This window comes from Cellulomonas septica (assembly GCF_012396155.1).
Lineage (GTDB): Bacteria > Actinomycetota > Actinomycetes > Actinomycetales > Cellulomonadaceae > Cellulomonas > Cellulomonas septica.
This window is the reverse complement of record NZ_JAAXOY010000293.1, coordinates 1-4270: the sequence shown is the minus strand read 5'-3', so window position 1 is coordinate 4270 and position 4270 is coordinate 1. Positions and strand designations below refer to the sequence as shown.

Below are 4270 nucleotides of genomic sequence, written 5' to 3'. Positions count from 1 at the left end.
CACGTGGTCTCCGAGCACGACGTGCGGCTCGCCCTGACCGCCCTCGAGCTGGAGGACCGCGCCCTCACCGTCCACCGGGCGACGGCCTTCCTCACCGCGCTCGGCGTGACCGTCACGCACGCGCCGCTCCCGGCGACGCCGTGGTCGGCCGACCCCGCCGCCCCGACCCCCGCCGAGGCGGACGCTCCTGCGGTCGACCTCGTCGCCGACGACCAGCTCGACGCTCCAGCGGCACGCCTCTCCGCCGGTGACGTCGACCGTCCGGAGCGCGCGTCGGGTCCCGGCTCCCGCGTGACGGTGCGCATCCCCGCCGGCGAGAGCGACGACGACACGGTCGAGGGCGACATCGCGAACCTCATGGAGGTGCTCGCGCACCTCCAGGACCGCCTGCCCACGCCGACGCCCGAGGAGCTCCGCAGCCGCCCCCGCGTCGCTCTGCCGCACGCGCAGCCCGCACGGCCGACGGTCCGCGCCTCGGTCCGCCGCCGCTCGATCGCCTGACCCGTCCCGCCGACCGGCCCGTCTGCGTCGGGCGGCCCGCGACCCGGTGGCATGCTGGAGCCGTGAGCCGAGTCCCGCTGCGCAAGGCCCTCGCCGACCTCCCGCCGTACGTCCCCGGAGCTCGCGCCCCCGTCGGTGCGGCCGCGTACAAGCTGTCGTCGAACGAGAACCCGTACCCGCCGCTGCCGTCGGTCGTCGCGGCGATCGCGGACGCGGCCGTCGACGTCAACCGGTACCCGGACATGTACGCGACCGAGCTGGTCGAGGCGATCGCGACGTCGCTCGGCGTCGCCCCGGAGAACGTCGTCACCGGCTGCGGCTCGGTCGCGGCGCTCGGTCACGTGCTCACCGCGGTGTGCGAGGCGGGCGACGAGGTCGTCTTCCCGTGGCGGTCGTTCGAGGCGTACCCGATCGCGGTCTCGCTCGCCGGGGCGGAGGGCGTGCGCGTCCCCGTCGGTGCCGACGGGCGGCTCGACCTCGAGGCGATGGCGAAGGCCGTGACGCCGCGGACCAAGGCCGTGCTGGTCTGCACGCCGAACAACCCGACAGGCCCGGCGGTGCACGCCGACGAGCTCGCGGGCTTCCTCGCCGCCGTCCCGTCGCACGTCCTCGTGGTCGTCGACGAGGCGTACGTCGAGTTCGTCCGCGACGACCGAGCCGCCGACGGCCTCGCGGTGTTCGCCGAGCACCCCAACGTCGTCCTCCTCCGCACGTTCTCGAAGGCATACGGCCTGGCCGGTCTGCGCGTGGGCTTCGCGGTCGCCCGTCCCCGACTCGCGGCGGGGATCCGCGCGGCGTCGACGCCGTTCGGGGTCTCGCACGTCGCGCAGCTCGCCGCGCTGGCGTCGCTGCGGGCCCGTGACGAGCTGCTACACCGCGTCGACGCGATCGTGGTCGAGCGCGCCCGCATGCTCGCCGGGCTGCGCGCCCAGGGCTGGACGGTCCCCGACTCGCAGGCGAACTTCGTCTGGCTGCCGCTCGGCGACCACGCGTCGTCGTTCGCGGAGCGCTGCACCCGCGCCGGCGTGCTGGTCCGCCCGTTCGCGGGCGACGGCGTCCGCGTGAGCGTCGGCGAGCCGGAGGCGACGGACCTGTTCCTCGAGGTCGCGGCGGACGCCCACCGCCGCTGAATCGCCGCCCGGAGACGGCACGACCCGCAGTCCCGCCCGGCGGTGACCGTCACGACGTCGTCGCGTACAGGTTCATCGACTCGACGCGCCACGCCCCCTCGTACCAGCTGAGCGTGGCGAGCATGTCGTACCGACCGCCGTCGACGAGGTCGACGACCACCCCGTCACCGTCCACGACCTGCGCGTCGTCCTCGACCAGCACTCCCGTGACTGCGTACCAGGATCCCGGGACGGCCTCGGTCGTCGCCGGGTCGACGAGCGTCAGCCCACCGTCCACCTCGGTGATGCCGCTCGCGGCGAGCGTGACGACCCGTTCGGCGACCTCGACGCAGACGCCGCACGTGTCCGCGTACGTCCCCTCCAGCGCCGTGACGGAGCCCGTCATCCGCGCATGCGTCCAGAGGTCGAAGACGTGCTCGACGGCGGCGAGGGCGCCGGTGCTGTCGCCGACGGCCATCGCGGCCGGCTGCTCCGGTGCGGGAGCCGCCCGGCCGGGCAGGACGCGTTCCGTCGACGACTCGCCGGACGTCGTCCGCTCAGGCCCCGCGGGTCGCCGCGACGGGTCGGGGGTCGGTGCGGCGGTCGCGACAGCCGCCGCCGGCGCATCGGTGCTCGCGGTAGGCGCGGGTCCCGTGCATGCCGTCAGCGAGGCTGTCGCCGCCACCACCACGGCGAGCCGCGTGGCGTGACGTCGCCCGGCGAGCCGTCCCGACGAGACGAGCCGCTCCGACAAGGCGCACGCGAGCAGGTGCCGATGGCAGGATCGACGCATGTCGTTCGTGGTGAGGGTGCTGATCAACGGCGTCGCGATCTGGCTCGCGACCCTCGTCCTGTCAGGCCTGACGATCGTCGGTGCCGACTCCAACCTCGAGCAGGTGGCGATCATCCTGCTCATCGCGCTCGTCTTCGGGATCGTCAACGCGGTGGTGAAGCCGATCGTCGCGTTCCTGTCGATCCCCCTGTACATCCTGACGCTCGGCCTGTTCACGCTCGTGGTGAACGCCCTGATGCTCATGCTCACCGCGTGGATCACGGAGCAGACGAGCTGGGGTCTGCGCATCGACAACTTCGGCACCGCCGTGCTGGGGGCGCTGATCATCTCCATCGTGAGCTTCGTCCTCTCGGTCATCATCCCGGGCGACCGGGACTGAGCCCCCGGCACCAGGGGCCCTGCGGTCTCGGACGCCGTCACCGGGAGCTCCCCGGCGGCGCGGTCAGCGGGCCGCCCTGCGCGAGCCGGTCGGGACGCGGCAGCCCGGTGAGCGGGTCGGTCGCGACGACGTCCGGGTCGCGCGTGGCGACGAACTGCAGGGTCGTCGCGGTGGTGCCCGGCGGTCCGAGCACCGTCTCCGCGGCTCGCGCGAAGTCGCGGAGCTGGGGGTCGTCGAGCTCGGCCTCGACGGCCTCGGTCAGGCGCACGTACCGGGCGACGCTGTGCGCCTCGACGAGGTTCCGGACCGGCGGTGCTCCCGCCTCCTGGGCGTCGCCCGTGACGATGCGGACGTTCCGCGACCCGCGGTCGGGCCGCCCGTCGCTCTGCGGCGCGATGTCCCCGCTGTCGCGGACGTGCAGCACCTGGACCCCCGCAGGCATCGGTCCGCGTGGGATGTCCGGCGACCCGACCGTCAGCACGGCGGCGATCCGGTAGGTCCCCGCGAGGGCCGTGGCCACACTGGTCGCGACCATGCCGCCCTGGCTGTGGCCGGCGAGCATCACCGGGTCGTCCTCCCGGATGCCCGCGAGCCGCATCGCCTCGATCACCGCCGGCGTCATCGACTCCGGCAGGTCTGCCTCGAGCAGCGCGTCGGTCCCGGCGTCCATCGGGTTGACCCCGTTCAGCGACGGCGATTGCGTCCCCGGGATCTCGACGACCCACGACACCGAACCGTCGGGCTTGACGAGCCGCTGGATCGAGACCGTGCCGTCCGGCGTCCCCGGCACCGCCGCCACCGACCCGTCGCGATAGCTGAGCGCGATGTTCGCGACGACCATGGCGAGGTCCCGGGGCGCGGGGAGCTGCGCCGCACCCACACGCGGGACGACGACCGTGGGGCTCGGGTCCGGGAGCAGCCACGCGAGCTGGCGGACCAGCATCGGCACCCGCAGGTCCGGCGGCACGCGCGAGGCCGTCGGCCCGAGGAGCGTGGTCGCGAGCCCGAGGGTCAGCAGCTCGGCCCGCCCGTCGGCCACGAGCACCGCGGCGAGCCGCTGGAGGGCCCGCATGCGCTCGCGGACCACGTCGTCGGCACGACCTGAGGGCAGCGCCCACGCGGCGCGCAGGGTGGTGTCGAGCACGACGGCACGCAGCGCGACCGACGCCGTGCCAACGGCGGCGACGCCGAGCAGCGGACGGACCAGCGGCAGCGTCGGGAACAGCCTGTCGAGCGTCGGCTCACCACCGACGACGACGCGCATCAGCCGGTGGACGCCCGACTCGGCCGAGTCGTAGGTGACGACCGCGGCACGGACGCGACGCCCCAGGGCGCGGGCCTCGTCCGCACAGCGACGTGGCGACGCCGCCCCCTCCCGCGCGGAGTGCAGCGCGGCGGACGCGGCCCTGCCCTCGTCGGTCAGCAGCGCGGGACGAGCGGCGTCCACCGCGACCGCGAGCGCGCGGTCGGCGAGGTCGAGGTGGTCGG

At 74.8% G+C, this 4270-nt stretch carries 5 protein-coding genes; 3 read left to right on the top strand and 2 right to left on the bottom strand.

Annotation, left to right across the window (positions count from 1 at the left end; all coding sequences use genetic code 11):
- Positions 1-501: hypothetical protein (locus tag HGA02_RS11825; protein ID WP_210728479.1), on the top strand; the 501-nt coding region annotated here is incomplete at its 5' end.
- Between the two features lie 62 nt (positions 502-563).
- Entirely contained in the window at positions 564-1631 is a 1068-nt protein-coding gene (gene hisC / locus HGA02_RS11820) for a histidinol-phosphate transaminase (protein WP_168679175.1), read from the top strand.
- Between the two features lie 49 nt (positions 1632-1680).
- On the opposite strand, the gene HGA02_RS21455 is transcribed toward hisC, so the two are convergent.
- Entirely contained in the window at positions 1681-2403 is a 723-nt protein-coding gene (locus HGA02_RS21455; RefSeq protein WP_281357163.1) for a DUF6318 family protein, read from the bottom strand.
- Between HGA02_RS21455 and HGA02_RS11810 the strand changes: the two genes are divergently transcribed.
- Positions 2402-2782, top strand: coding sequence for a phage holin family protein (locus tag HGA02_RS11810; RefSeq protein WP_168679173.1), 381 nt, complete (start codon positions 2402-2404; stop codon positions 2780-2782). The genes HGA02_RS21455 and HGA02_RS11810 overlap by 2 nt on opposite strands.
- Before the next feature lie 37 nt (positions 2783-2819).
- Here the strand turns inward: HGA02_RS11810 and HGA02_RS11805 are convergent.
- On the bottom strand, positions 2820-4270 hold a 1451-nt coding region (locus HGA02_RS11805), incomplete at its 5' end, for a lipase family protein (protein WP_484482050.1).